This is a genomic window from Variovorax sp. 05L425 (assembly GCF_056397705.1).
The window spans coordinates 1-26915 of the sequence record NZ_JBFTNY010000034.1 but is presented as its reverse complement, the minus strand read 5'-3'; the positions used below and the strand labels follow the sequence as shown (position 1 = coordinate 26915).

Sequence of the window (26915 nt, the reverse complement as noted above, 5' to 3'; positions counted from 1 at the left end):
CGGAACCAGCTTTGCCGGGCCGCTGGTGTCGCCCCCCGGTCGGGGGGTGGCGAAGCGACACGAAGTGCGCGCAGCTTGGGGGCGAGCCTTACTCTTGCTCTAGAAACCGCTGGGCATCCAATGCCGCCATGCAGCCGGTGCCGGCGCTGGTGATGGCTTGGCGATAAACGTGATCCTGCACATCGCCGGCGGCGAAGACACCCGGAACGCTCGTCATGGTCGCGAAGCCCTGCAACCCCGACCGGGTCAAGATGTACCCGTCCTTCATTTCGACTTGGCCCTGAAATATGTCGGTATTCGGATGGTGTCCGATCGCGATGAAGCACCCCTTCAGATCCAGCTGCTCGGTGGCGCCAGTCTGAGTGTTCTTGAGGCGAATGCCCGTGACGCCGGAGTCATCCCCCAGAACTTCATCCAGGGTGTTGTGTACCTTGAGTTCGATCTTGCCCTCAGCGACCCTTTCATGGAGCTTGTCGATCAGGATCGGCTCCGCGCGGAACTTGTCGCGACGATGCACCAGCGTCACCTTGCTGGCGATATTCGAGAGGTAGAGTGCCTCCTCGACCGCGGTGTTGCCTCCGCCGATTACGCACACTTCCTGTTCGCGGTAGAAAAAGCCGTCGCACGTGGCGCATCCCGATACGCCGCGGCCCATGAAGTGCTGCTCGGAGTCAAGGCCGAGGTACTTGGCCGACGCGCCCGTGGCAATGATGAGCGCATCGCAGGTGTAGGTGCCGCTGTCGCCTGTCAGTGTGAAAGGACGTTTGCTCAAGTCGACCTTGTTGATATGGTCGAAGACGATCTGGGTCTTGAACCGTTCTGCATGCTCCAGGAAGCGCTGCATGAGATCGGGACCCTGCACGCCGTGGACATCGGCCGGCCAGTTGTCGACATCGGTCGTGGTCATGAGTTGGCCGCCCTGGGCGATGCCGGTGATGAGCATGGGCTCGAGATTGGCTCTGGCAGCGTAGACTGCGGCGGTGTAACCGGCCGGGCCGGAGCCGAGAATGAGAACCTTCGCGTGGCGTGGGGAGGACATGAGTAGAAAACCTAAGATTGACGCTGCGGCAGCGTGTACATTTTCAGGGTGATAGATATGGAGTATCACCGTTCGGTTCAAGACCGGGCGGGGGCTGTTTTCAATGCGCGCGATTGTATTAATCCATGGATTTGTGAATCGTGCGGAATCCGGGAATTGATGAATGTCGATGCTGTCCAATCTTGAATTGCTCCGCCGCGTACCACTGTTCGCGGCACTGACGCCTACGCAGTCCGCGAGCATCGCGGATGCGATCGTCAAGAAGCGCTTCAAGCGCGCCGAGGTGATCGTGGAACAAGGCAAGAAGTCCGACGCCCTCTACATCATTCTGACCGGACGTGCCCGGGTGATGAGCACCGACAGTCGAGGCCGCGAGGTCATCCTGGCGACCTTGCAGCCGGGCGACTACATCGGCGAGATGAGCATGATCGACGACGAACCGCATTCGGCCACGGTGCGTACCGAGATCCAGACGGATGTGCTGATGCTGGGCCGCGAGGCCTTTGCCCGCTGCCTGCCTGAAAGCTCCTCGATGTCGTACAACATCATGCGAGGCTTGGTTGCGCGGCTGCGACACGCTGATCGAAAGATCGAGTCGTTGGCGCTGATGGATGTCTACGGACGCGTCGCGCGCTCGTTGCTGGAGTTTGCCGTGGATGATGGTGCGGGCAACCTCAAGGTGCGCGACAAGATTTCGAGGCAGGACCTGGCCAAAATGGTGGGGGCTTCGCGCGAGATGGTCAGCCGCGTCATGAAGGACCTCGAAGAGCGCGGATTCGTGCAGACGTTGCCCGATGGCGCCATGATCATCAAGGAACGGCTTTCATCGCTTGCCTGATCGTCCGGCCGGGACTGCTGCGGCGCACCGGCCCCTGCATCGACGGCCCTGACAACGCGGCTGCGATGGTATTCGTTGTAGTTTCCTCAGGCCACTGGTCCATCGATGACGGCCGGTCGCTGTGCCTTTCATGACTTATTCGCTCAACACTCTCCAATCGTCTTCCTCGGCCGAGGGGCAGCCGGTACGGTTGCGCGCGATGCGCTTCGCGCATGAGATCACGCTCATCGCGGGGTTCGTCGCACTGCTGTTCTGGCTTATGGCAATGCTGAGCTTCACCCCATCGGATGCGGCCTGGTCCACATCAGGTACCGGGGGTGAGATCAAGAACTGGGGTGGGCGCATCGGTGCGTGGCTCGCCGATGCCAGCTATTTCCTCGCGGGCTATTCGGTTTGGTGGTGCCTGGCCGCTGGCTTGCGCGTCTGGCTTTCCTCCCTGGCTGGCTGGATGCGCGGGGGTGGTGCCGCGATCCCGGACGAGCCTCCGCGCGGTCCGTTCAATCGCAACAGGCTTACGTTCTGGTTCGGTCTCATCCTGTTGTTGTGCGCCAGCGCGGTACTTGAATGGTCGCGTCTCTATCGACTCGAATTTCGGTTGCCGGGGCACGGCGGCGGCGTGTTGGGCTATCTGGTCGGACCAGCGAGCGTCAAATGGATGGGGTTCACCGGCTCGGCATTGATCGCCATTGCCGGCGGTGTGATCGGGTCGGCGCTCGTGTTCCGGTTTTCCTGGGGGCAGATCGCCGAGCGCATCGGGTCCCGCCTCTATTCGCTGTTCGAGTCACGCCGCGAGAGGCGTGAAATCGCGCAAGACATCGCCATGGGCAAGAAGGCCGTGCGCGAGCGCGAAGAACTGGCATCGATTGACCAGGGTGATGATGCCGAAGCACCCGATGCGGAACTGCGGGCTGTCCCACGCCCGAAGCGACGCGCGCCTTCGCCCCCAGTCCAGATTGAACCCGCACTCGCGGAAGTGCCCAAGAGCGACCGGGTCGCGAAAGAGCGGCAGAAGCCGTTGTTCCGCGAGTTGCCCGACAGTAAATTGCCGCAAGTGGATCTGCTCGACGCCGCGCAGGCACGACAGGAGACCGTCTCGGCCGACACGCTGGAGATGACCTCACGCCTGATCGAGAAGAAGCTGAAGGACTTCGGTGTGGACGTGCGCGTCGTGCTCGCTTCGCCCGGACCGGTGATCACCCGCTACGAAATCGAGCCAGCCACCGGCGTGAAGGGCTCGCAGATCGTCAATCTCGCGAAGGATCTTGCGCGCTCGCTGTCGCTGGTGTCGATTCGCGTGGTCGAGACGATTCCCGGCAAGAACTACATGGCGCTCGAACTGCCGAACGCCAAGCGGCAGTCGATCAGGCTGAGCGAAATTCTGGGCTCGCAGATCTACAACGAAGGCAAGTCGATGCTCACCATGGGCCTCGGCAAGGACATCGTCGGCAATCCGGTGGTGGCCGATCTCGCCAAGATGCCGCACGTGCTGGTGGCCGGCACGACCGGCTCGGGCAAGTCGGTCGGCATCAACGCGATGATCCTGAGCCTGCTCTACAAGGCCGAGGCGCGCGACGTTCGGCTTCTGATGATCGACCCGAAGATGCTGGAAATGTCGGTCTACGAAGGCATTCCGCATCTCTTGGCGCCGGTGGTGACCGACATGCGGCAGGCCGCCCACGGGCTCAACTGGTGCGTGGCCGAGATGGAGCGCCGCTACAAGCTCATGAGCAAGTTGGGTGTGCGCAACCTGGCGGGCTACAACACCAAGATCGACGAGGCGAAGGCGCGCGAGGAGTTCATCTACAACCCCTTCAGCCTCACGCCCGACAGCCCTGAGCCGCTCGCACGCGAGCCCCATATCGTGGTGGTGATCGACGAACTCGCAGACTTGATGATGGTCGTCGGCAAGAAGATCGAGGAACTCATCGCGCGACTGGCGCAGAAGGCACGCGCGGCGGGTATTCACCTGATCCTGGCGACGCAACGGCCCAGCGTGGATGTGATCACCGGTCTCATCAAGGCCAATATTCCGACGCGTATCGCGTTCCAGGTGTCGAGCAAGATCGATTCGCGGACGATCCTCGACCAGATGGGCGCGGAAGCGCTGCTGGGCATGGGCGACATGCTGTACATGCCGAGCGGCACCGGACTGCCGATCCGCGTTCATGGCGCGTTCGTCAGCGACGAGGAAGTCCATCGCGTCGTTGCCTACCTGAAGTCGCAGGGTGAGCCGGACTACATCGAGGGTGTGCTCGAAGGCGGCACGGTCGACGGCGACGGCGATATGCTGGGCGAAGGCGGCGGCGAAGGCGGCGAAAAAGACCCGATGTACGACCAGGCGGTCGAGGTCGTGCTGAAGAACCGCAAAGCCAGCATCTCGCTGGTCCAGCGTCACCTGAAGATCGGCTACAACCGCGCAGCGCGGCTGGTCGAGGACATGGAGAATGCCGGGCTCGTCAGCGCGATGAGCGGCAGCGGCCAGCGCGAGATTCTCGTGCCCGCACGCACCGAATGAGCCCGCACAGAAGAGTATGTCGATGAAGAAGTTGATTGCAGGTGTGGCGCTGACCCTCTTGGCTGCAGGCGCATGGGCCGGCGGGATGGAAAGCCTCGAGGCGTTCGTGAAGACTGCCAAGTCCGGGCGTGCCGAATTCACCCAGACCGTGACCTCGCCGCCGAAGGAAGGTGTTGCTTCGCGGGACAAGGTCTCTACCGGCACCTTCGAATTCCAGCGGCCGGGCAAATTCAGGTTCGACTACAAGAAGCCCTTCGTCCAGAGCATCGTCGCCGATGGAGAGACGCTCTGGCTCTACGACGCCGATCTCAACCAGGTCACGCAGCGCAAACAGTCGCAAGCCCTTGGATCGACGCCGGCAGCGCTGATCGCGGCCGCCCCCGATCTTCGAGCTCTTCAGGCGGATTTCGCTCTCGAAGGTGCGCCCGAGCGCGACGGATTGCAATGGGTCAAGGCCACCCCCAAGAACAAGGACGGCCAACTCCAGAGCGTGCAGATCGGCTTTCAGGGCGACGCACTGGCGGCCCTCGAAATCCTCGACAGCTTCGGTCAACGGTCGGTGCTGAAGTTTGGCAAAGTCGAGGTCAACCCGTCGCTTCCGGCCGGCACCTTCGTGTTCAAGCCGCCTGCGGGCGCCGACGTGGTACGGCAGTAACGTCCGCGACCCGCCGGACCGGCGGGCGGCTCTTCGATGGCTACCTCCACGCATCAACCTCTCGCAGAACGCCTTCGCCCCAAGACTTTGGGCGAGGTCATCGGGCAACAGCATCTGCTTGGCCCCGGCATGCCGCTGCGCATCGCCTTCGAATCCGGACAACCGCATTCGTGCATCCTGTGGGGACCGCCTGGAGTAGGCAAGACGACCATTGCGCGGCTGATGGCGGATGCGTTTGATGCGCAATTTCTCAGCATCAGTGCCGTGCTCGGCGGCGTGAAGGACATTCGCGATGCGGTCGATCGGGCCATCGCGGCACGCGATGGCCTTGAGCAGCGGCGCACGATCGTCTTCGTCGACGAGGTGCATCGATTCAACAAGAGCCAGCAGGATGCCTTCCTGCCTCACGTGGAGTCGGGCCTTTTCACCTTCATCGGCGCGACCACCGAGAACCCTTCGTTTGAGGTGAACTCTGCCTTGCTGTCGAGGGCGGCGGTCTACGTGCTGCAGCCGCTCAGCGAGGACGATCTCAAGCAGATCGTGACGCGCGCACAGGACATCCAGGCGGTGCCGGCGATCGAGGCGAAGGCCGTCGACCGGCTGATCGCATACGCTGACGGCGACGCGAGGCGGCTCCTCAACACACTCGAAACGCTATCGATTGCAGCCGGCTCAGAGTCGCTCGACAACATCACCGACGATTGGCTGATGCGCGTTCTCGGCGAACGCATGCGCCGCTACGACAAGGGCGGCGAGCAGTTCTACGACACCATTTCCGCGCTGCACAAGTCTGTGCGCGGAAGCGATCCGGATGCTGCACTCTACTGGTTCGTGCGCATGCTCGACGGAGGCGCTGATCCCCGATACATGGCACGCCGACTCGTGCGCATGGCCAGCGAGGACATAGGGCTGGCCGACCCTCGCGCATTGCGCCTGGCGCTCGATGCCGCAGAGGTCTACGAGCGTCTCGGGACGCCCGAAGGTGAACTCGCGCTGGCCGAGTGCGTGGTCTACCTGGCGATCGCTCCGAAGTCGAACGCGGTCTACAAGGCCTACAACGAGGTCAAGGCCTTGATCAAGTCGGACGGCACGCGCCCGGTGCCGATGCATTTGCGGAACGCCCCGACGCGCCTGATGAAGCAACTCGACTATGGCAAGGGCTACCGATACGCCCATGACGAGGACGGCGGATTCGCAGCCGGCGAAAGGTACATGCCCGACGGTCTCGACCCGCCGCCGTTCTACCGACCAGTCGAACGCGGACTCGAAATCCGCATCGCCGAAAAATTGCGTGAACTGCGCCGACGCAACAACGACGCTGGCCACTGATACGTAGAGTGAGGAGGGGCTATACCCTTATGCAAATCTTCTGCGCTTCCGACGTCCGAAGCGCTTGCGCCAGCGGGAAAACCCGATCGTAAATGCACCAAATCGGCGTTCCGCCGTGACTAAAATTCCGCCCACAAACCCGCCGTCGACACATGCTGGCGGGTTTTTTGCTAAGTGAAGCCTATGGCGTCAATTCAGGACGCCGGGTCAGCCGAGGCACCTCTCAAGGGTGCCACCACAAAAAAAGGGAATCCTCGTTATGGACATCTTGCTGCAACAGATCATCAACGGTCTGGTACTGGGCAGCATGTACGCCTTGATAGCCTTGGGCTATACGATGGTGTACGGCATTATCAATCTCATCAATTTCGCACACGGTGAAGTGCTCATGGTCGGGGCATTGACCAGTTGGACCATCATCGGACTCATGCGGGAATCGATGCCGAGCACGCCGGGGTGGCTCATCCTGATCGTCGCGCTCATCATTGCCTGCGTGGTCGCCGCCGCGCTCAACTTCGTCATCGAGAAGGTTGCCTACCGGCCGCTGCGCAACAGCCCCAAGCTGGCACCGCTCATTACCGCGATCGGCGTGTCGATCCTGCTGCAGACGCTCGCGATGATCATCTGGAAGCCGACCAACAAGGCCTACCCCAACCTGCTTTCGACAACACCGATCCATTTGGGCGGCGCCGTGATTTCGCCGACGCAGGTCATGATCCTGAGCGTTACCGCCGTTTGCCTCGCGATCCTGACCTGGCTGGTCAACTACACCAAACTGGGCCGCGCGATGCGGGCTACTGCCGAGAACCCGCGGGTGGCGGCGCTCATGGGCATCCGCCCCGACATGGTCATTTCGGCCACCTTCATCATCGGCGCCGTGCTGGCGGCGATCGCCGGCGTCATGTATGCCTCCAACTACGGCATCGCGCAGCACGCGATGGGCTTCATTCCCGGTCTCAAGGCCTTCACGGCCGCGGTGTTCGGCGGCATCGGCAACCTCGCCGGTGCCGTGGTGGGCGGCATCCTGCTCGGGGTGATCGAAGCCATCGGGTCAGGCTATCTCGGTGCGCTGACTGGCGACGTGCTGGGCAGCCAATACAGCGACATCATCGCGTTCGTCGTGCTGATCATCATGCTCACGCTGCGGCCCTCGGGCCTGCTCGGCGAGCGTGTGGCGGACCGTGCCTGAGGAGAAAGCCATGAAACAAGGCAAGAATCTCCTGATCATCGTGATCGCGGCCATCGCACTGCTGGTGCTTCCGCTGCTGCTGCAGTCCCAGGGCAATGCCTGGGTCCGCATCGCCGACGTCGCGCTCCTCTACGTGATGCTGGCGCTGGGCTTGAACATCGTCGTCGGCTACGCCGGCCTGCTCGACCTCGGCTATGTGGCCTTCTTCGCCATCGGGGCCTACATGTATGCGCTCTTGGAGTCGCCGCACCTGAGCGAGACCTTCCCGGCCTTCAAGGCCATGTTCCCGAACGGCCTGAACAGTTCGCTGTTGATCGTCGTACCGCTGGGCTTAGGCCTCGCCGCGACGTTCGGTGTGCTGCTCGGCGCACCCACGCTCAAGCTGCGCGGTGACTACCTCGCGATCGTGACGCTCGGATTCGGCGAGATCATCCGCGTGTTCCTGAACAACCTGGATCAGCCCTTCAACATCACGAACGGGCCGAAGGGCATCACGGCCATTGAGCCTGTCCATTTCTGGGGGCTGAACCTTGGCAAGGCGTTGAAGTTCAACGGCTTCACGATTTCTTCGGTCACGCTCTACTACTACCTCTTCCTGGCGCTGGTGCTTGTCACCATCCTGATCTCGCACCGGTTGCAGGTTTCGCGCATCGGCCGCGCGTGGATGGCGATCCGTGAAGATGAAATCGCCGCCAAGGCGATGGGCATCAACACGCGCAACATGAAGCTGCTGGCCTTCGGCATGGGCGCGAGCTTTGGCGGTGTGTCAGGTTCGATGTTTGCCGCCTTCCAAGGCTTCGTGTCGCCCGAGTCCTTCGCCCTCAGCGAGTCCGTGATGATCGTCGCGATGGTCGTGCTGGGTGGCATCGGGCACCTGCCGGGCGTGATTCTCGGCGCGGTGCTTCTGTCGGCACTGCCCGAGGTGCTGCGTTACGTGGCGGGCCCATTGCAGGCGATGACCGACGGCCGGCTTGATGCCTCCATCCTGCGCCAACTCTTCGTTGCGCTCGCGATGATCATCATCATGCTGGTGCGTCCGCGCGGACTCTGGCCGTCGCCAGAGCACGGCAAGTCCTTGGCGCGCAAGGGCATGGCTCCCGCGTCGGGCATGCCGGCCGCGGCACCGGGGGTTGAAGTCCCGTCCGACGAAGTCCCGGGCGTGGCCTCGCGCCCGATGTCGATCAATCCGTGAGGGATGGGAGAACGAACATGAGCGACACCGTCCTCAACGTCCAAGGCATTTCGAAGCGATTCGGGGGCCTCCAGGCACTGTCCGATGTGGGCATGAAAATCGAGCGCGGCCAAGTCTACGGACTGATCGGCCCCAACGGCGCGGGCAAGACTACTTTCTTCAACGTCATCACCGGTCTCTACACGCCCGACAGCGGCACGTTCGAACTGGCCGGCAAGCCCTATCAGCCGACCGCTGTGCACGAGGTTGCCAAGGCCGGCATTGCGCGTACCTTCCAGAATATCCGGTTGTTCGCGGAGATGACCGCGCTCGAGAACGTGATGGTGGGTCGCCACATCCGTACCCATTCGGGTTTGTTCGGTGCGATCTTCCGCACCGGCGGCTTCAAGGCCGAAGAGGCCGCGATCGCCAAGCGCGCGCATGAGTTGCTTGATTACGTCGGCATCGGCAAGTTTGCCGACTACAAGGCGCGAACCTTGAGTTACGGCGATCAGCGCCGACTGGAAATCGCGCGCGCACTCGCCACCGATCCGCAACTGATCGCGCTCGACGAGCCCGCCGCAGGTATGAACGCGACCGAGAAGGTGCAGTTGCGCGAACTGATCGATCGCATCCGCAAGGACGATCGCACCATCCTGCTGATCGAGCACGATGTGAAGCTGGTGATGGGCCTGTGCGACCGCGTTACGGTGCTCGACTACGGAAAACAGATTGCCGAGGGAACGCCCGCGGATGTACAGAAAAACGAGAAAGTGATCGAGGCTTACCTCGGCACGGGGGCACACTGAGATGGCGCAAACCCTCTTGAAAATCAGCGGCTTGAAGGTCGCGTACGGCGGCATCCAGGCCGTGAAAGGCGTGGATTTCGAGGTGCGCGAGGGCGAACTGGTTTCGCTGATCGGCTCCAACGGCGCCGGCAAGACCACCACCATGAAGGCGATCACCGGGACGCTGCCGTTTCTTGCCGGTGACATCGAGTTCCTGGGCAAGAGCATCAAGGGTCGCGGCGCGTGGGACCTGGTCGGCGAGGGCCTCGTGATGGTGCCCGAAGGCCGTGGCGTGTTCGCGCGCATGTCGATCACGGAGAACCTGCAGATCGGTGCCTACATTCGCAAGGACAAGGCGGAAATTGCGAAGGACATCGAGCGTGTCTTTGCGACTTTCCCGCGTCTCAAGGAACGGGCAACGCAACTCGCCGGGACCATGTCCGGCGGCGAACAGCAGATGCTCGCGATGGGACGCGCGCTCATGGCGCGGCCGAAGGTGCTGCTGCTCGACGAGCCATCGATGGGCCTGTCGCCGATCATGGTCGACAAGATCTTCGAGGTCGTGAAGCAGGTCTACGACCAGGGCGTCACTGTGCTGCTGGTCGAGCAGAACGCCAGCCGTGCATTGCAGCTGGCCGATCGCGGCTACGTGATGGAGTCGGGCCTGATCACCATGAGCGGCGACGCCAAGGTGATGTTGAGCGACCCCAAGGTCCGCGCAGCCTACCTCGGCGAATAACGCTGATCGCCCCCGGAGGGGCGATCAGCTCAATCCACCTGTGCGCCGGTGGACTTGACGACCTTCTCGTACTTCGCGAGTTCGCTCTTCATGAAGGCGCCGAACTGTTCGGGAGTACTTGCGACAGGTTCGGCCAGCAGAGACCCGAACTTGCTCTTGGTCTCAGGCGCATGGAGCGCGTCGACGAAAGCGTGATTGAGTTTGGCCACCACTTCTGGCGGCGTGCCGGCCGGAGCGACCAGGCCCCACCAGGTGTCCACCGAGAAACCCTTCAGCGTCGAGGCGACTGTCGGCACGTCCGGCAAGGCAATGCTGCGCTCGGCGGTCGTCACGGCGATGGCCTTGAGCTTTCCCGAGCGAATGTTCGGCGCCGCAGTCGCGAGGTTGTCGAAGTTGAAATCGACCTGCCCCGAGATCAATGCCAGTTGCGCCGGATTGCCGCCGTTGTAAGGAATGTGCACCGCGAAGATGCCCGCTTCCTTCTTGAACATCTCGCCGGCCAGGTGTCCGGCGCTCCCGTTGCCGCCGCTGCCGTAGTTCAGCTTTGCAGGGTTGGCCTTCGCATAGGCGATCAGGTCGGCGAGGTTGTTGATCTTCAGGCGTTGCGCGGTCTGCGCATTCATCACCAGCACGTTGGGCACGCGGACCATCTGGGTGATGGGCGCGAAATCCGTGGCGGCGTTGTAAGGCATCTTGGCGTACAGCCAGGGATTGACCGCATTCGTCGCCGTCGCGGCGATGCCGATCGTGAGGCCGTCGGGCGGGGCCTTGGCCACGATGTCCGCGCCGATGTTGCCGCCCGCACCAGGCTTGTTGTCGACGATGACGGGGCCCAGCGAGTCCTTCACGCGCTCGGCCAGGATGCGCGCCGTGACGTCGATCGGCCCGCCTGCTGCGTAAGGGACGACAAGGCGGATCGGGCGCTGCTGGGCAGTCGCTTGTGCTGTGACGAGGATAGCTGCCGTGGAGACGAGCGTGAGGAGGAAGTGTCTGGCGTTCATGAATCCGTTTTTGCTGGGTTGGTTTCTCGGTCGGGTGGGCGTCAGGGCACCGCCTTGTCCGCCTCTGTCGTGAAGGCGTCGGCGAAAAATTCCTCTTCGGGCAGTCCGCGCTCGGCCACGTAGTCGTGCTTCGCGGAATCGACGACGACGGGCGCGCCGCACGCATAGACTTGATGGCCCGAGAGGTCGCTGAAGTCTTCCATGACTGCCCGGTGGACGAACCCGGTTCGTCCTCGCCAGTTGTCCTCCGGCACCGCGTTCGAGATCACCGGCACATAGCGCAGACGGGGCATCTCCGCGATCTGCGCACGGATCCAGTCGTCCATGTAGAGGTCCTCGGGGCGGCGGCCGCCCCAATACAGGGTCACCGGCCGCTCGATGCCCTTGAGCTTCATGTGTTCGAGCACGGCCTTGATTGGCGCGAATCCGGTCCCTGAAGCGAGAAAGACCAGCGGCTTGTCGGATTCCTCGCGGAGGAAGAAGCTGCCATAGGGGCCTTCGACGCGAAGGATCTCCTTCTCTTTCATGGCGCCGAACACGTGGTCGGTGAACTTGCCGCCCGGGAGATGCCTGATGTGCAACTCGATACCCGTGCCCGGCTCCAGCAGCGTATGCGGCGCATTGGCCATCGAATAGCTGCGGCGCGTGCCGTCGCGAAGGATGAACTCGATGTACTGGCCCGCATGGAATTGCAGCGGCTCGCCGGCAGGTAACTGCAGGCGCAGCAACACGACGTCATGGGATCTCCTTGTCAGCGCGAGGACGCGCACCGGCATCTTGCGGATCGGAAAGGCACCTGCTTCCGTCACTTGGCGGGATTCGAGCACCACGTCGCTTTCCGCGCGTGCGCAGCAGGTGAGAATGAAGCCTGCCATTTCTTCTTCGGCGCTAAGGGCCTTGCTTTGGTGCAGCCCCAGCGTGACCTTGCCCGATAGCTTCTTGCATTTGCACGAGCCGCATGCGCCATCCTTGCACCCATAAGGCAGTCCGATGCCCTGGCGGATGCCGGCCGCGAGAATGGTTTCGTCCGGATGAGCGTCGAAATGGCGTCCGCTGGGCTCTACCGTGATGTGAAAGCCCGATTCGCTCGGCGCTGCGCTGGTCATGGTTATTCTTCGCTACTACTTCAAAAGGGAGATGGATTTTGCCCTCAATCAACAGCCCCCTGGGCGCGAGGCCCTCGCGCTTCCGGCGGGAGCGCGTGCTTGTTGTCGGTTGCGGCGACATCGGCCTTCGGGCTGCGCGCCTGCTCCGGGGGCGCGTGAATCTGATCGCGTTGACTTCTTCGCCTGGGCGCGTGCCCCTGCTGCGACAGAACGGCATTGCACCGCTCGTGGCGGATCTAGATGCTGCAGCCACATTGCGTCGCATCTCGGGCCTTGCGACCCGCGTACTTCACCTTGCCCCGCCGCCACGCGCCGAGGGGGCGCAATGGTGGCGTGATCCTCGCACGCTGGCGCTTGCGCACGCGCTGCGTCTGCGCTCGCTTCCTTCATCCTTCGTCTACGGTTCGACCAGCGGCGTCTATGGCGATTGCGGCGGCGCGCGAATCAGCGAGACGCGCGCGGTGCGCCCCGACACGCCGCGCGCGCACCGGCGCGTCGATGCCGAACGCACTGTGCGGTGGCTCGGACGGGCGGGCGTGTCGACGCGCATCCTGCGCATCCCAGGCATCTATGCACCCGACCGCGAAGGCGGTACGCCGCGAGAGCGGCTCCTGAAAGGCACACCGGTATTGCGCGCGGAAGACGACGTGTTCACCAATCACATTCACGCCGACGATCTGGCGCGCGCCTGCGTTGCCGCGTTGTGGCGGGGCGGCCCTCAGCGCGTGTTTCATGCGAGCGATGACAGCGAACTCAAGATGGGTGACTACGTCGACCTTGCGGCCGGCATCTACGGTCTTCCCCGCCCGCCGCGCATCGGCCGCGCAGAGGCACGGGCGCAGCTTCCTCTGTCGCTACTGAGCTTCATGGGTGAATCGCGGCGCCTCGACAACACGCGTCTCAAGCGAGAGTTGCGCGTCGGGTTGCGCTATTCGACGGTGATGTCAGGGCTTCAATCCGGCGCCTGAGCCTACGTCAGGGAAGTCGTGCCGCCGCGATAGAGGCAAAATCGCGGGCTTCCTGCAAGCACATCCACAACCCAAAGGCGCGGTCTTGCTCGGCCCATCGCTTTTCGGGCTTTTCTTTCCTGAGATGCAGCGCGCGCTCTTTCCCAAGGAGACGCTGGGCATGCTCTATGTGGGCGGGCAGTTGGGCGTGGGGATGTACATGTTCCTCGTCGGCACCGAATTCCGCGCCGATCATTTCAAGAGCCGCTTTCGCAGTGCCGCCTCGGTGTCGGCTCGCGCTGACTGCCGGCGCAATCGACGATGCGGCAGCGTGGTGCATTCTCGCGGTGGTGCGCCCTGACGCGCCATTGAGCGCGTCGCTTCTCGCGCTCGTGCTCGCCCTTTTCAGCCTCAGCGCCTTCGCGATGGATGCGATCGGCATCCATGCCGTCTTCGGCGGCTTTCTCCTGGGTGCGGTGCTGCCGCGCGGCGCGCTGACCGAAAAGCTGCGCATCAACATCGGGCTTCAGGCCGGCGTCATCTTGCCCGGCCTGTTTTCGATCCTGGTTCTGATGGCGATCCTGTCGACCTTGATGGCCACGCCGCTTTTCAACTGGGTGGAGCGCGAGCGCCGCGTGGGGCGCGCTGCCGAAGCGCCGATTTGAAGGCCTCCTCGGCGGGACGGATCTGCCAAGCTGCATAGGCCCCTTGCCATGGGGAATTTCGATTGCGACCTACAAACGCTCTTTGTAAGATGAATGCTTTCAGAAATTGACAAAAATTTCTGATGCTCACATTCATTTGAGGGTCCGGAAGCGGACCCAAAGGTTCGAAGATGCTGGCCAACCTCCCGCCGCTGCGCCGCCTGCGCGAATCAGCGTACCGTCGCAAGTTTGTCGACAACGTCGACCAGCACCTGTTCATGGGGTCGTATGAAAGTTTTGACGCCGCGCTGGCGGCGGCGCCAACGTCAAAGCCGATCGGTTTCGACAATGTCGCGGAAGCCAGGCGTCTCTTCACGCCGCAGGTCTTCTTCTATGACTACCCGGCCTTGTTCTGGTTGACCCGTTCATTCGAGAACGGGTTGCGTACCGTGTTCGACCTCGGCGGTCACGCGGCCATCAAGTACCACGCCTTCCGGCGCATGCTGCACTACCCCCCCGGCATGCACTGGAGGACCTGCGATGTGGAGGGCGTGATCCAGGCCGGCCGCGAGATCGCCGCCGAACGCGGCATTGGTGACGAACTGAGCTTCACCACCGACTACAAGGAAGCCAGCGGCTTCGATATTCTTTTCATTGCGGGCTGCCTGCAGTTCCTGCCCGAGCGCATGCCGGAGATCCTGGCTGCCTTGCCAGTCAAGCCCAAGCGCATCATCCTCAATACGACGACGGTGCATCCCGATCGCACGATCTTCACGGTCCACAGCATCGGTTTTGGATTCACGCCTTACCGGATCCAGAAGTACGACGAGTTGATCGCCGACCTGGTGCAATCGGGCTACGTGCGGCGCGACGCCTGGCGCAACGAGGGGAAGTCGATCGAGGTGCCCTTCGTAGAGGGCGGCGACCAGGCGTACTACGCCGGTTGCTGCTTCGACTTGCAGACGAACGCGGCCTGAGTCATTGACGTGGGGAATGTGTCCGAACCAGGGCGTAGCGCCGTGGTGCCCGGGGCCGGAATCGAACCGGCACGCCTTGCGGCGGGGGATTTTGAGTCCCCTGCGTCTACCAATTTCACCACCCGGGCAGGGAGGAGGGAAGCCCGAAATTATGGCACAGTGCCTTCCATGCAATATCCGACGATTGAAGACGCGATTGGTCGAACGCCATTGGTTGCGCTGCAACGCATTGACGCGAACGCGAACGTGAAGCGCGGCAACGTGATCCTTGGCAAGCTCGAAGGCAACAACCCCGCCGGGTCGGTCAAGGACCGGCCGGCACTGTCAATGATCAAGCGCGCCGAGGAGCGCGGGGAGATCAAGCCCGGCGACACCCTGATCGAGGCCACTTCCGGCAACACCGGCATCGCGCTCGCGATGGCGGCGGCCATCAGGGGCTACCGCATGGTGCTGATCATGCCGGAGGACCTGTCGGTCGAACGCGCGCAGACCATGAAGGCCTTCGGCGCCGAGTTGGTCCTGACACCGAAGAGCGGCGGCATGGAATACGCGCGCGACCTGGCCGAGCAGATGGTGCAACAAGGCAAGGGCCGGGTGCTCGACCAGTTCGCGAATCCTGACAACCCCCGCATCCACTACGAGACGACGGGGCCCGAAATATGGGCCGATACAGGCGGGCGTATCACGCACTTCGTGAGCGCGATGGGCACCACGGGCACCATCACCGGCGTGTCCCGGTTTCTCAAGGAGAAGAATCCTTCGGTGCAAATCGTCGGCGCGCAGCCCGAAGAGGGCTCACGCATTCCCGGCATCCGCAAGTGGCCGCAGGAATATCTGCCCAAGATCTACGACCCGAGCCGCGTCGACCAGGTGGTCAACGTGAGCCAGGACAACGCCGAAGAGATGTGCCGCAGGCTCGCACGGGAAGAGGGCATCTTCGGTGGCATCTCGGCAGCGGGCGCGCTCTGGGCCGCGCTCGAGATCGCGAAGACGGTCGAGAACGCAACCATCGTTTTCGTGGTGTGCGATCGTGGCGACCGCTATCTGTCGACCGGCGTCTTTCCGGCCTGAACCGCGATGAACGAGCCCCGCTTTTGCCCCTCTTGCGCGACGCCCCTGACCTGGATCGAAGCCCGAGAGGATGGCGGCCCGAAGTCGCGCCTGCGTTGCCCCGCCTGCGATTGGACGCACTGGAACAATCCGACCCCCGTGCTGGCCGCGATCATCGAATACCGCGGCCAGGTGCTCCTTGCGCGCAACGCGGCCTGGCCTCACAAGATGTATGCGCTGATCACGGGCTTCATGGAAGCCGGCGAAACGCCGCAGGAAGGCATCGCGCGCGAGATCAAGGAAGAAACCAACCTCGACGCAAGCGAGCTAAATCTCGTCGGCGTCTACGACTTCCAGCGCATGAACCAGGTCATCATTGCCTACCATGCGATGGCGGATGGCGAGGTGATGCTGTCGCCCGAGCTGGTGGACTATCGCCTGTACGACCTTCCCGCGCTGCGCTGCTGGCCGGCCGGCACGGGATACGCCTTGGCCGACTGGCTGCGCACGCGAGGGCATGAGCCCCAGTTCATGGAATGGCCGAGACCGGCCTCCTAAAATCGTTGGACTTTCAAGGAATGGCCATGCAGATCCACAAAGAGCTCGACGCCCGTGGGCTCAATTGCCCTTTGCCCATCCTCAAGGCCAAGAAGTCGCTCAACGAAATGGTGAGCGGCGAACTGTTGAGGGTCGTGGCCACCGACCCCGGTTCGGTGCGCGACTTTCAGGCCTTTGCGCGCCAGACAGGCAATGACCTGATCGAACAGCAGACTGTCGGAGACGAATTCATCCACGTGTTGCGGCGTCGGTGACATGGCCGCGACGGTCATTCGTCGATTCGAAGTTGCGGTCCGGGACCGGCTTCACAAGGACTTTCCGCGCGCCTACGTAGTCGTCAATTTCCTCCGCAACGTCGCGATCGACGTCGTGGTCGCCATCTTTCCCAGGAAGTTCATCGGCCGCTACGTGCTTGCGGACGAAGAGGCTGCCAAGGGAGGCGGTGTCCGCGACGTGCGCGTGATGCTGCCCGCGGCTCGGGTCCAGATCGGCACCGGCGACAAGGATCCGTTCGCACGAGTGGCCCAGTACTACAACGACGGCTGGTTCGATCGGCCCGATGTCTTTGTCTGCGAGATACCCGACGCCAACGTATTCGTGCGCAGCGGCATGGTGTGCACCAACGATTTCAAGTTGATCGCGGACAAGGGCATGGAGCACCGGCGCTTCCTCTATCCCGCCTTCCGCAAGCGCCGCCCCAGGTCGGTGCGGCGGGTCGAGGGCGCCTGGACCACACTCGCCTATTGCAATTCCGAGAACTTCTGGCATTGGATGATCGACTGCCTGCCCAAGCTCCGGACCCTCGAGCAGGCGATGGCGGGCCAGCCGCTCACTGTTTGCATGCCGTCGACGGTGCTCGGCTTTCAGCGCTTTGCGCTGGAGTCCAGCCTGCCGCCGAACTTCCACCTCGTATACCTTGATCCCGAGACCGATCCCTGGATACAGCCGGAACGCTTTGTCTGGGCTTCCATGATTTCGGGCCTGTGCATGGGTGTATTGCCGCAGGACTACTACGACGCAATCCGCGGTCCGATCTTCAAGCGCCTGGGTCTGCCGGCGACGCATATGAAGACAGAGCGCCTCTACATCAGCCGGCGCAACGCGGGCCATCGCCGCGTCCGCAACGAGGATGCGCTGGTCGAGCTGCTCGCCGACTACGGCTTTCGCAGCGTTCAGCTGGAAAAGCTCCCGTTCGAGGAGCAGGTCGCGCTGTTTCACCGGGCGGAGATCGTCGTTGGACCGCACGGCGCCGGGCTCGGCACCATCTTTTTCTCAGGCGACATCGATCTCGTCGCCCTCTACTCAACCAACAACCCGGGCAACTACTTTCATTCGCTGGCCTGCGGGCTCGGTCAACGCCACCATTTCCTCTGCAGCAACGAAGCCCACGAGGACGACTGGCTGGAAGCTGACCTCCCGGCCGTGCAGCGCTTGCTAGAGACCGAGCTTGGGCTCGTCAGGACGAGGGCAATTGCATGAGCGTGAAGCTGCTGCTCGTCGGCGGCGCTTTCGTCCTCGCTACGGCTGGCCTACTGACTCTCGCATGGTGGCCACAGGGAGATGCCGGCCGTGATGCGCGGCCATCCAGCCCTGGCGCGATCCCCTTGGCGGTGGTCGGTGATTCCGGTAGTCACTCCTATCAGGACCAGATCTCCTTTCCGCCAGGGTCTGCGGATCGCGGCGGGGCGTTCCGGTCGAACACCTTCCAATGGACCGAGATCATCGCGCGGCTGCGCGGCAGGGAGCTTGATCTCGGGCCTTGGGTCGATTGGGGATTCCCGCCTGACGTGGCCTGGGCTCGCGAACTGGTCGGAATGAGCGGCGGCCGGGCCCCGAGAAAGCAGGACTATCTCTACAACTTCGCGAATTCCGGCGCCAGTTGCACTAACTTGCTCGGCGTCGGCATGCGGCAGCGATTTCACCAGGTGCCCCGTTTGATCAGCATGATGGACCGCGACCCGGAGCTCTGGAAAAACGGCATCGTGGTGATCCGCATCGGTGTCAACGATTGGGACGTTTTGCTCGATCTACAGGCACAGCATCCGGACGCTCCGGAAGTGCGCAGCGTGGCGGACTTCTGCGCCACCCAGATTCGCGAGTCAGTGGCGCGGATTCGCGCATCCCATCCGTCCACGCGCATCATGGTGGTGGGGCTCGCCAACGATTCCGATGATCCCTCCGTCACCGATCGCTGGCAATCGGACGAGGAGATCGCCAATCTCAAGGCGGCCAATGCCCTGTTCAACAACCAGCTGCGCAAGGTGGTCGAGGCCTTTCCGAACATGAGCTTCTTCGACGACGCAGCCTGGGCCGAGAAGCGTTGGTTTGCGCACAGTTCGCCCAAGAAGCCTTATCACAACACCATCGTGATCGGCAAAACGCTGGCGGTCACCAATACGTTCGGGGATGATCCGCACAACGCGCTGGTGCAGGATACTCATGGTGGGCTCGCGTGGAACGCGCTCTGGGCGCAGTCGTTCGTCGAGCAACTGCGCCAGGACTTCAAATTGCCATTGACGCCGATCAGCGATGACGAGGTCGCAGCCTTCGTGCTGCGTCTCGCGGTACCCGCCCAGTAGCGCAGCGCCGCTCAGAGCTCCAGGGTCTTCAGGTACTCGCGGAATGACGCCCCGACTTCGGGGTGCGCCAATGCCAACTCGACCGATGCCTGCAGAAAGCCTTCCTTGCTGCCGCAGTCGTAGCGCGTGCCCTGGTAGGAATAGGCATAGACCGATTCCTTCGCCATCAGCGCGGCGATGCCATCGGTGAGTTGGATTTCGCCGCCCGCGCCCTTGGGTTGGTTGCGGATCTCGGCAAACACACCGGGCGTAAGGATGTAGCGGCCCGCGACGCCGAGGCGCGAAGGCGCGTCCTCGGGCTTCGGCTTTTCGATCATCCGGTTGACCTTGATCAGGCCGTCTTCGACCGCATCGCCGGCCACGATGCCGTAGCGCCTGACGTGCTCCAACGGCACTTCCTGCACGGCCAGCAACGATCCTCCCAATTTGGCGAAAGCGCTTGTCATCTGTGCCAGCACGGGTTCGCCGCCTTCAGGGCCGACCATCAGGTCATCGGCCAACAGCACCGCAAAGGGTTCGTTGCCGACCAGATGCTCCGCGCAGAGCACGGCGTGTCCGAGTCCCAGCATGCGCGGCTGGCGCACGTAGGAACAGGTCATGTCGTCGGGCATGACCGACCGCGCGATCGCGAGCAGTTCCTTCTTTCCGCTGGCTTCTAGCTGGGATTCGAGTTCGTAGGCGGCATCGTAGTGGTCCTCGATCGCGCGTTTGTTGCGTCCGGTCACGAAGATCATGTCGCGAATGCCCGCGGCATACGCTTCCTCGACCGCGTATTGGATCAAGGGCTTGTCCACCACCGGGAGCATTTCCTTGGGTTGGGCCTTGGTTGCCGGCAGAAAGCGGGTGCCGAAGCCTGCGACAGGAAACACGGCCTTGCGAATGCGCGTCGGGGAGTTGGACATGTGCTTTGGATGAATTCGAAGTAAATCGGAAAAGGGCGGCGTACGAGACGCTAGGCCTTGATACTAAATCCCTCGATACCTTTCGTCTGTCAGCCGAGGCGGACAAGCTGATCGCGCAGCCGCTCGACCGTGGCGCTGAAGTCTGCCAGCCGCTTGCGCTCCTGCTCGATCACCGCAGGAGGTGCCTTGGCAACGAAGGCTTCATTGCCCAGCTTGCCGTTGACCTTGGCGATTTCGCCCTCGACGCGAGCAAGCTCCTTGCCGATGCGGGCTTTTTCCGCCGCCTTGTCGATTTCCATGTGGAGGCAGAGACGGGCCCCGCCGACCACAGCCACCGGCGCGGCTTCCGCAGCGGCGGCCCAAGCGGTCTCGTCGTCGAAAACCTTCACTTCCTTGAGCTTCGCCAGCGCCTGGAGCACAGGGGCCGCTTCGCGCAGGAACGCGCTCCCGGCGTCGTCGTCGGCGACTGCGTAAAGCGGAAGCCGCGTCGCTGGTGACACGTTCATCTCGCCGCGCAGCGTCCGGCAGGCGTCCACCACCGATTTGAGGCGCGCGACGTGCGCTTCGGCCGCCTCGTCGATCTTTTCCGGCTGGCTCTTCGGATAGGCAGCCGTCATCACCGATTCGCCTGCGCGGCCGGCGACCGGTGCCACCTTTTGCCAGAGTTCTTCGGTGATGAACGGAATGACCGGGTGTGCGAGACGCAGCAGCGTTTCGAGTGTTCGGATCAACGTGCGGCGCGTCGCGCGTTTCTGCGCGTCCTCGCCTTGTTGGATCTGCACCTTGGCGATCTCCAGGTACCAGTCGCAGAACTCGTCCCATGCGAACTGGTAGATCGCATTGGCAACGTTGTCGAGGCGGTACTCCTCGAATCCCTTGGCGACATCCGCTTCGACGCGTTGCAACTGGGACGCGATCCAGCGATCGGCCTGGCTGAACTTGAGGTAGCCGTGCGCGGGACCGCCGACGGCGCATTCTTCCTTCGTGTGTTCCCTCAGGCCGCAGTCATGGCCTTCGCAGTTCATCAGCACGAAGCGGGTCGCGTTCCAGAGCTTGTTGCAGAAGTTGCGGTAGCCCTCGCAGCGTTTGGCGTCGAAGTTGATGCTGCGGCCCAGCGAAGCAAGTGAAGCGAAGGTGAAACGCAGCGCGTCGGCGCCAAAGGCCGGAATGCCGTCCGGGAATTCCTTCTGCGTGTTCTTGCGGACGGTCGGCGCGGTCTCCGGGCGGCGCAGCCCTTGCGTGCGCTTCTCGAGCAGTTCGGGCAACACGATGCCGTCGATCAGGTCGACCGGGTCGAGCACGTTCCCCTCTGACTTGCTCATCTTCTTGCCGTGCGAGTCGCGGACCAGGCCGTGGATGTAGACGTGCTTGAACGGCACTTTGCCAGTGAAGTGCTTGGTCATCATGATCATCCGGGCGACCCAGAAGAAGATGATGTCGTAACCAGTGACAAGCACGGTCGAAGGCAGGTACAGATCGAGATCCTGCGTCTTCTCGGGCCAGCCGAGCGAGGAGAAGGGCACAAGAGCGGACGAGTACCAGGTGTCGAGCACGTCCTCGTCGCGTGTGAGGGTCTTGCCCGGTGCCTGCGCTTGCGCTTCCGCTTCGTTGTTCGCTACATAGACCTTGCCGTCTTCGTCGTACCACGCGGGGATCTGATGGCCCCACCACAGTTGGCGAGAGATGGTCCAGTCCTGGATGTTCTCCATCCAGTGGTTGTAGGTGTTGACCCAGTTTTCCGGGACGAATGTCACCTCGCCCGAGCGGACTGCGTCGATGGCCTTTTGTGCAATGGACTGGCCGTTGCCGTCGGGCTTGGTCATGGCGACGAACCACTGGTCGGTCAGCATCGGCTCGACGACCGCGCCGGTGCGCGCGCAGCGCGGCACCATGAGCTTGTGCTTCTTGGTTTCGACCAGCAGCCCCAGCGCGTCGAGATCGGCCACGACGGCCTTGCGTGCCACGAACCGATCGAGGCCGCGGTACTTCGCGGGCGCGTTGTCGTTGATGGTGGCGTCAAGGGTCAACACACCGATGATCTGAAGGCCGTGGCGCAAGCCCACGGCATAGTCGTTGTGGTCGTGCGCGGGCGTGACCTTGACCACGCCGGTGCCGAATTCCTTGTCCACGTAGTCATCGGCGATCACGGGAATCAGCCGGTCGACCAGGGGCAGCCTGACACGGTGACCGATCAGGTGCTTGTAGCGCTCATCCTCGGGATGCACCATCACCGCGACGTCGCCCAGCATGGTTTCCGGGCGGGTGGTCGCTACCGTAAGGGAGCCGGAACCGTCCTCCAGCGGATAGGCGATGTGCCAGAGAGAGCCGTCTTCTTCCTCGCTCTCGACTTCGAGGTCGCTCACCGCCGTCTTGATCACCGGGTCCCAGTTCACCAGGCGCTTGCCGCGGTAGATCAGGCCTTCGTTGTAGAGCTGCACGAAGGTCTGCGTGACGACCTTCGAGAGCTTGTCGTCCATGGTGAAGTATTCGCGGCTCCAATCGACCGTGTCGCCCATGCGGCGCATCTGGTTCGTGATGGTGTTGCCCGACTTTTCCTTCCATTCCCAGACGCGGGCAACGAAGTTCTTGCGGCCCAGATCGTGGCGGCTGATCTTCTGTTCCTGGAGCTGGCGTTCCACGACGATCTGCGTCGCGATGCCCGCGTGGTCGGTGCCGGGCACCCACAGCGTGTTGTCGCCGGCCATCCGGTGATACCGTGCGAGGCTGTCCATGATGGTCTGGTTGAACGCATGACCCATGTGCAGCGTGCCCGTGACGTTCGGCGGCGGAAGCTGGATTGCGAAGGAGGGCGCGCCTTCCTTGGGTTTCTGCGTGCCCCGGAAGCCGGCGGCCGAATAGCCGCGCCGCTCCCATTCGGGGCCCCATTGCGCCTCGATGGCGGCTGGTTCGAAGGATTTGGAAAGGCTCTCGAGGCCGGGTTGGGGCAAGGTTTCGCTCATGGCGGTACAAAGACGAACGGCATCCCGCAGGATGCCGCTTGTGGGTGGAAGTGATGGGATTTTATTCGACAGCAGAGAGTGGCGTGCTCGATGGGGCGCCTCGTCGTTGGCGGGCAGGGCGCACTCGATGCCCTTCGCGGCCTTCCGTCGCGCCGCAGATAATTCAACGATGCTGTTTTTGCTCTCCCCTGCCAAGTCTCTCGATTACGAAACCCCGGTGCCCGAAACCCTACCCAACACGCAGCCGCGCTTTGAAGGACCGAGAAGCCCGGCGGCGGAACTCATCAGGATCCTGCGCGAGAAGTCCCCTCAGGACATTGCGGGCCTCATGCATTTGTCCGACAAGCTGTCCGCGCTCAACGTGGCGCGCTACGGGGCCTGGGCGTCCAGGGGGACAGCCAAAAACGCGAAACAGGCCGCGTTGGCATTTGACGGCGACGTCTACGGCGGGCTCGACGCGAAGACTCTGAGCCCGACCCACCTTGCCTGGGCGCAGGACCATATCTGCATCCTGAGTGGGCTCTACGGTGTGCTGCGCCCACTGGATCTGCTGCAGCCGTACCGGCTCGAAATGGGAACGCAGCTTGCCAATCGTCATGGCAAAGACCTGTACGCCTTCTGGGGAACGCGTATCTCCGACCATCTGAATGAGCGGCTTGCCGCTGATCGCACACCGGTTGTCATCAACCTGGCTTCGCAGGAATATTTCAAGTCGGTCGATCAGAGCGTGCTCAAGGCACGCGTGGTCGAGTGCGTCTTTGAAGAGTGGAAAGGCGGCACCGGCGCCAAGGGCGATCCGGGGCGCTACAAGATCGTGAGCTTCTTCGCCAAACGGGCGCGCGGTCTCATGGCGCGCTGGGCCATCCTTCACAAGGCGGCCACGCCCAAGGCGCTGGAGAAGTTCGACCTCGAAGGCTATGGTTTCGACGTCGCCGCGTCGAAACCCGACCGGCTCGTTTTTCGACGGAGATCATCATGAGTCACGGACAGGCGATCAGCCCGGAATTGCGCGAATGGATCGCCACGCAGCTGGCGGTCGGCCATTCGGTACCGAGCTTGCGTGCCTCCATGCGGGCGGCTGGTTGGCACGACGACGCGGCAGACGCCGCGCTGTCAGAGGTCGAGATGAAAGTGGCCGGCATTGCGGCGGTTCCCGAGCCAGGCAAGGCCATGCCCGGCCCTGACCTGTCGGCTGCGCCGCTTTACGTCGACGCTGGCGATCGTCGTGTCCAGGTGCTTCAGACCATGCGCAATCCACGCGTGATTGTGTTCGGCGACTTGGTGTCCGACGAAGAGTGCGAGGCGTTGATCGCCGCCGCACGCCAGCGTCTGGCGCGCTCGCTCACGGTCGAGACCCAGACCGGTGGGGAAGCGCTCAATGTCGACCGAACCAGTGACGGCATGTTCTTCGAGCGCGGCGAGAACCCTGTGGTGGCCCGCTTGGAGCAGCGCATCGCCAAGCTGTTGCAATGGCCGCTCGAATTCGGCGAAGGCCTGCAGATCCTTCGTTACGCGCCGGGTGCTCAGTACCGTCCGCACTACGACTATTTCGACCCGGGCGAGCCCGGTACGCCGGTCATTCTTCGACGAGGCGGGCAGCGCGTGGCCACCCTCGTCATGTACTTGCAGGAGCCCGAACAGGGCGGGGCGACAACTTTCCCCGACGTCGGACTCGAAGTCGCGCCCAAGCGGGGAACCGGGGTGTTCTTCAGCTACGAGCGGCCTGATCCTGCCACGCGGACCTTGCATGGCGGTGCGCCGGTGCTCTCGGGCGAAAAGTGGGTCGCAACCAAGTGGCTGCGCGAACGCGAATTCATCTGACCCTTTACTTACGGCGTCCGCAGGGCTCGCCGACAGCGCCATGAAAATCACAGCGAACGGCATTCAGATCGAGGTGGAAGATACAGGCGGCGAAGGTCGTCCGGTCGTCCTGCTCATCATGGGTCTCGGCATGCAGCTGTTCGCTTGGCCGGAGGAGTTCGTGCAGTCGCTGGTCGATGCCGGATTCCGGGTCGTGCGTCACGATAACCGCGACATCGGACTCAGTCAGGGCTTCGACGAAGCAGGAACCGGGAACCTGATCTGGCAGGGTATCCGGCAACGCATCGGGTTGCCGGTGCGTTCGATCTATTCTCTTCAGGACATGGCCGACGACGCGCTCGGGGTGCTCGATGCACTCGGGGTCGAGCGCGCCCACGTCGTCGGGGCCTCGATGGGCGGGATGATCGCCCAGCGCCTGGCGGCCAGTGCGCCAAGGCGCATGGCGAGTCTCGTGAGCATCATGAGTTCGAGTGGGGGACGTCATCTCCCCGGGCCGCGCCCTGACGTGGCAGCTGCGCTGATGCGACGGCCGGCCAGCAGGACGGAGGCCGCTCTAGTCGCGCACAGCTTGGGGCTGGTGCGGCTGATTTCGAGCCCGGCGTACCCGCAGGACGACCGCGCGGTGACGGATCGCATCACTCGCGCATTGCGTCGCGCGTACCGCCCGACAGGCGTCGTGCGGCAGATGCTGGCGATCGGTGCGGACGGCGATCGCGTTGCGGTGCTGCCGCGCATCTCCAGCCCGTCATTGGTGCTGCACGGCGACGCCGATCCGCTGGTTCCCATGGCTTGCGGCGAGGACACCGCGCGGCGCATACCTGGCGCCCGCTTCGTCGCCGTACCCGGCATGGCGCACGATTTGCCACCTCAAGTGGTCCGGATACTTCTGGGCCACATGGTTCCCTTTCTACAGACAGCCGAGACACGCCCATGAGCCTCGACAACACTCCGGAACAGTCGCAGTTGGGCCACGCTTCGGCCTACGTCGATCGCTATGACGCGAGCCTGCTGTTTCCCATTCCGCGCGCGGCGCAACGTGAATCCATGGGCATTGGTGGCAATGTGCTGCCGTTCTTTGGTGCCGATCTCTGGACGGCGTTCGAGCTAAGCTGGCTCAATACGCGTGGCAAGCCGCAGCTGGCCATTGCTCACTTCACGGTGCCCTGCGAAACGCCCAACATCATCGAAAGCAAGTCGTTCAAGCTGTATCTGAACAGCTTCAACAGCACGGTGTTTGCCGACCTGGAGGGCGTTCGGGAGCGTCTGCGCGCGGACCTGAGCGAAGCAGTCTGGCGTGGCAGCGATCGCACCGCGAGCATTGGCGTGAAGCTGCTGGCGCCCGCCGTGTTCGATCAGCTCCCGGTGCACGAGCTGAATGGCCTCGACCTTGACCGGCTCGATATCGAGTGCACGCAGTACCAGCCGGCGCCCGAGCTACTCTCTAGCGACCTCACGCAGGCGCCAGTGACGGAGATGCTCACCAGCCGGCTCCTCAAGAGTAATTGCCTCGTGACGGGACAGCCGGACTGGGGCAGCGTACAGATCCGCTACAGTGGCCCGCCGATAGACCAGGCTGGTCTACTGGGGTATATCGTGAGCTTTCGCGACCACAATGAATTCCACGAGCCTTGTGCTGAGCGCATCTTCATGGATGTCTGGCGCCACTGTCGTCCGACGAAACTCGCTGTCTATGCGCGCTACACCCGCCGCGGTGGCTTGGACATCAATCCGTTCCGCACAAGCTGGCCTCAGGCGCTGCCTGAGAACGTGCGCACCGCACGCCAGTAGATACTGGTTCCAGGGAAAGAAGTTTCGGGGCATATTGCCGTGAGGGGAAAAGTAGTGCCATAATCTGAGGCTCCGCTGAATGCGGATCTTGACGGGCTCTTCGGGGTAAAGTCGTTGGGTCAGGCGGAGAGGGAGAAAAAGGAAACTTAAAAAGTTTTTCGATTCTTCTGAAAACCGTGTCATAATCGCAGGCTCCGCTAAACACGGATCTCGAAGGAGTTCTTCGGAGCGAGGTTGAGGTGAGCGGAGGGGGGAAAAGAAAAGCTTAAAAAGTTTTTCAGATCTTCTGAAAAGCGTGTAATAATAGAGGGCTTCGCTG

At 62.9% G+C, this 26915-nt stretch carries 26 protein-coding genes and 1 tRNA gene; 21 read left to right on the top strand and 6 right to left on the bottom strand.

Going from position 1 to position 26915, the window contains the following annotated elements:
* Window positions 1-88: 88 nt before the first annotated feature.
* Window positions 89-1039: a thioredoxin-disulfide reductase gene (gene trxB, locus AC1DN9_RS27185; RefSeq protein ID WP_478105157.1), complete on the bottom strand. Its 951-nt coding sequence runs from the start codon at window positions 1037-1039 to the stop codon at window positions 89-91.
* A 163-nt stretch (window positions 1040-1202) separates the two neighbouring features.
* Here trxB and AC1DN9_RS27180 point away from each other — a divergent pair, with 163 nt between their 5' ends.
* From AC1DN9_RS27180 to AC1DN9_RS27145, 8 genes are all read left to right on the top strand, one after another.
* Window positions 1203-1877: a Crp/Fnr family transcriptional regulator gene (locus AC1DN9_RS27180; protein WP_478105128.1), complete on the top strand. Its 675-nt coding sequence runs from the start codon at window positions 1203-1205 to the stop codon at window positions 1875-1877.
* Window positions 1878-2007: 130 nt separating this feature from the next.
* Window positions 2008-4392 carry a DNA translocase FtsK gene (locus tag AC1DN9_RS27175; RefSeq protein WP_478105127.1) on the top strand — a complete coding sequence of 795 codons (2385 nt, stop codon included), beginning with the start codon at window positions 2008-2010 and terminating at the stop codon, window positions 4390-4392.
* A gap of 22 nt (window positions 4393-4414) precedes the next feature.
* On the top strand, window positions 4415-5047 hold the full coding sequence (gene lolA / locus AC1DN9_RS27170) for an outer membrane lipoprotein periplasmic chaperone LolA (protein ID WP_478105125.1): 633 nt from the start codon (window positions 4415-4417) through the stop codon (window positions 5045-5047).
* Between the two features lie 36 nt (window positions 5048-5083).
* Window positions 5084-6376 (top strand): replication-associated recombination protein A, encoded by a 1293-nt coding sequence (locus AC1DN9_RS27165; RefSeq protein WP_478105124.1) that lies wholly within the window; start codon window positions 5084-5086, stop codon window positions 6374-6376.
* A 259-nt stretch (window positions 6377-6635) separates the two neighbouring features.
* On the top strand, window positions 6636-7565 hold the full coding sequence (locus AC1DN9_RS27160) for a branched-chain amino acid ABC transporter permease (protein ID WP_478105123.1): 930 nt from the start codon (window positions 6636-6638) through the stop codon (window positions 7563-7565).
* Window positions 7566-7575: 10 nt separating this feature from the next.
* Window positions 7576-8757: an ABC transporter permease subunit gene (locus AC1DN9_RS27155; RefSeq protein ID WP_478105121.1), complete on the top strand. Its 1182-nt coding sequence runs from the start codon at window positions 7576-7578 to the stop codon at window positions 8755-8757.
* Between the two features lie 17 nt (window positions 8758-8774).
* Window positions 8775-9545 carry an ABC transporter ATP-binding protein gene (locus AC1DN9_RS27150; protein ID WP_478105120.1) on the top strand — a complete coding sequence of 257 codons (771 nt, stop codon included), beginning with the start codon at window positions 8775-8777 and terminating at the stop codon, window positions 9543-9545.
* A 1-nt stretch (window position 9546) separates the two neighbouring features.
* The gene (locus AC1DN9_RS27145) at window positions 9547-10263 is read left to right on the top strand and encodes an ABC transporter ATP-binding protein (protein ID WP_478105118.1); all 717 of its coding nucleotides are present in this window, start codon (window positions 9547-9549) and stop codon (window positions 10261-10263) included.
* A 29-nt stretch (window positions 10264-10292) separates the two neighbouring features.
* Here AC1DN9_RS27145 and AC1DN9_RS27140 read toward each other — a convergent pair whose 3' ends face one another.
* Together AC1DN9_RS27140 and AC1DN9_RS27135 are read right to left on the bottom strand one after the other, a co-directional pair.
* Complete coding sequence (locus tag AC1DN9_RS27140; protein ID WP_478105116.1) at window positions 10293-11264, bottom strand: Bug family tripartite tricarboxylate transporter substrate binding protein; 972 nt, start codon at window positions 11262-11264, stop codon at window positions 10293-10295.
* A 41-nt stretch (window positions 11265-11305) separates the two neighbouring features.
* The gene (locus AC1DN9_RS27135; RefSeq protein WP_478105114.1) at window positions 11306-12370 is read right to left on the bottom strand and encodes a CDP-6-deoxy-delta-3,4-glucoseen reductase; all 1065 of its coding nucleotides are present in this window, start codon (window positions 12368-12370) and stop codon (window positions 11306-11308) included.
* Window positions 12371-12408: 38 nt separating this feature from the next.
* On the opposite strand from AC1DN9_RS27135, the gene AC1DN9_RS27130 reads away from it, so the two are divergent.
* The 4 genes from AC1DN9_RS27130 to AC1DN9_RS27115 all read left to right on the top strand — a co-directional run bounded on the left by AC1DN9_RS27130 (window position 12409) and on the right by AC1DN9_RS27115 (window position 14938).
* On the top strand, window positions 12409-13338 hold the full coding sequence (locus tag AC1DN9_RS27130; RefSeq protein WP_478105113.1) for an SDR family oxidoreductase: 930 nt from the start codon (window positions 12409-12411) through the stop codon (window positions 13336-13338).
* Between the two features lie 85 nt (window positions 13339-13423).
* Window positions 13424-13678, top strand: coding sequence for a hypothetical protein (locus tag AC1DN9_RS27125; RefSeq protein ID WP_478105111.1), 255 nt, complete (start codon window positions 13424-13426; stop codon window positions 13676-13678).
* A gap of 7 nt (window positions 13679-13685) precedes the next feature.
* Window positions 13686-13982, top strand: a complete 297-nt coding sequence (locus AC1DN9_RS27120) for a hypothetical protein (RefSeq protein ID WP_478105109.1) — start codon at window positions 13686-13688, stop codon at window positions 13980-13982.
* A 170-nt stretch (window positions 13983-14152) separates the two neighbouring features.
* Window positions 14153-14938 carry a methyltransferase, TIGR04325 family gene (locus tag AC1DN9_RS27115; protein ID WP_478105108.1) on the top strand — a complete coding sequence of 262 codons (786 nt, stop codon included), beginning with the start codon at window positions 14153-14155 and terminating at the stop codon, window positions 14936-14938.
* 43 nt (window positions 14939-14981) lie between these two features.
* Here the strand turns inward: AC1DN9_RS27115 and AC1DN9_RS27110 are convergent.
* A tRNA-Leu gene (locus AC1DN9_RS27110) sits at window positions 14982-15066 on the bottom strand.
* A 40-nt stretch (window positions 15067-15106) separates the two neighbouring features.
* Between AC1DN9_RS27110 and cysM the strand changes: the two genes are divergently transcribed.
* From cysM to AC1DN9_RS27085, 5 genes are read left to right on the top strand one after another with little or no spacing between them, the layout of a single operon-like run.
* A complete protein-coding gene (cysM, locus tag AC1DN9_RS27105; protein WP_478105106.1) occupies window positions 15107-16009 on the top strand; it encodes a cysteine synthase CysM in 903 nt (300 codons plus the stop codon).
* Between the two features lie 6 nt (window positions 16010-16015).
* The gene (locus tag AC1DN9_RS27100) at window positions 16016-16546 is read left to right on the top strand and encodes an NUDIX domain-containing protein (RefSeq protein ID WP_478105104.1); all 531 of its coding nucleotides are present in this window, start codon (window positions 16016-16018) and stop codon (window positions 16544-16546) included.
* A 26-nt stretch (window positions 16547-16572) separates the two neighbouring features.
* Window positions 16573-16800, top strand: coding sequence for a sulfurtransferase TusA family protein (locus AC1DN9_RS27095; protein ID WP_478105102.1), 228 nt, complete (start codon window positions 16573-16575; stop codon window positions 16798-16800).
* Between the two features lies 1 nt (window position 16801).
* The gene (locus AC1DN9_RS27090) at window positions 16802-18025 is read left to right on the top strand and encodes a glycosyltransferase family 61 protein (RefSeq protein ID WP_478105101.1); all 1224 of its coding nucleotides are present in this window, start codon (window positions 16802-16804) and stop codon (window positions 18023-18025) included.
* 2 nt (window positions 18026-18027) lie between these two features.
* Window positions 18028-19125 carry an SGNH/GDSL hydrolase family protein gene (locus tag AC1DN9_RS27085; protein ID WP_478105100.1) on the top strand — a complete coding sequence of 366 codons (1098 nt, stop codon included), beginning with the start codon at window positions 18028-18030 and terminating at the stop codon, window positions 19123-19125.
* A gap of 11 nt (window positions 19126-19136) precedes the next feature.
* On the opposite strand, the gene galU is transcribed toward AC1DN9_RS27085, so the two are convergent.
* Window positions 19137-20027 carry a UTP--glucose-1-phosphate uridylyltransferase GalU gene (galU, locus tag AC1DN9_RS27080; RefSeq protein WP_478105098.1) on the bottom strand — a complete coding sequence of 297 codons (891 nt, stop codon included), beginning with the start codon at window positions 20025-20027 and terminating at the stop codon, window positions 19137-19139.
* 89 nt (window positions 20028-20116) lie between these two features.
* Window positions 20117-22987 carry a valine--tRNA ligase gene (locus tag AC1DN9_RS27075; RefSeq protein ID WP_478105097.1) on the bottom strand — a complete coding sequence of 957 codons (2871 nt, stop codon included), beginning with the start codon at window positions 22985-22987 and terminating at the stop codon, window positions 20117-20119.
* Window positions 22988-23156: 169 nt separating this feature from the next.
* On the opposite strand from AC1DN9_RS27075, the gene yaaA reads away from it, so the two are divergent.
* Genes yaaA through queF form a run of 4 tightly spaced genes read left to right on the top strand, consistent with a single transcriptional unit; the run spans window position 23157 to window position 26596 of the window.
* Window positions 23157-23966: a peroxide stress protein YaaA gene (yaaA, locus tag AC1DN9_RS27070; RefSeq protein ID WP_478105095.1), complete on the top strand. Its 810-nt coding sequence runs from the start codon at window positions 23157-23159 to the stop codon at window positions 23964-23966.
* Window positions 23963-24808, top strand: a complete 846-nt coding sequence (locus tag AC1DN9_RS27065; RefSeq protein WP_478105094.1) for a 2OG-Fe(II) oxygenase — start codon at window positions 23963-23965, stop codon at window positions 24806-24808. The genes yaaA and AC1DN9_RS27065 overlap by 4 nt, the downstream gene beginning before the upstream one ends.
* 40 nt (window positions 24809-24848) lie before the next feature.
* Window positions 24849-25742: an alpha/beta fold hydrolase gene (locus AC1DN9_RS27060; protein WP_478105093.1), complete on the top strand. Its 894-nt coding sequence runs from the start codon at window positions 24849-24851 to the stop codon at window positions 25740-25742.
* Complete coding sequence (queF, locus tag AC1DN9_RS27055; protein ID WP_478105091.1) at window positions 25739-26596, top strand: NADPH-dependent 7-cyano-7-deazaguanine reductase QueF; 858 nt, start codon at window positions 25739-25741, stop codon at window positions 26594-26596. Before AC1DN9_RS27060 ends, queF begins: the two co-directional genes overlap by 4 nt.
* Window positions 26597-26915: the final 319 nt, after the last annotated feature.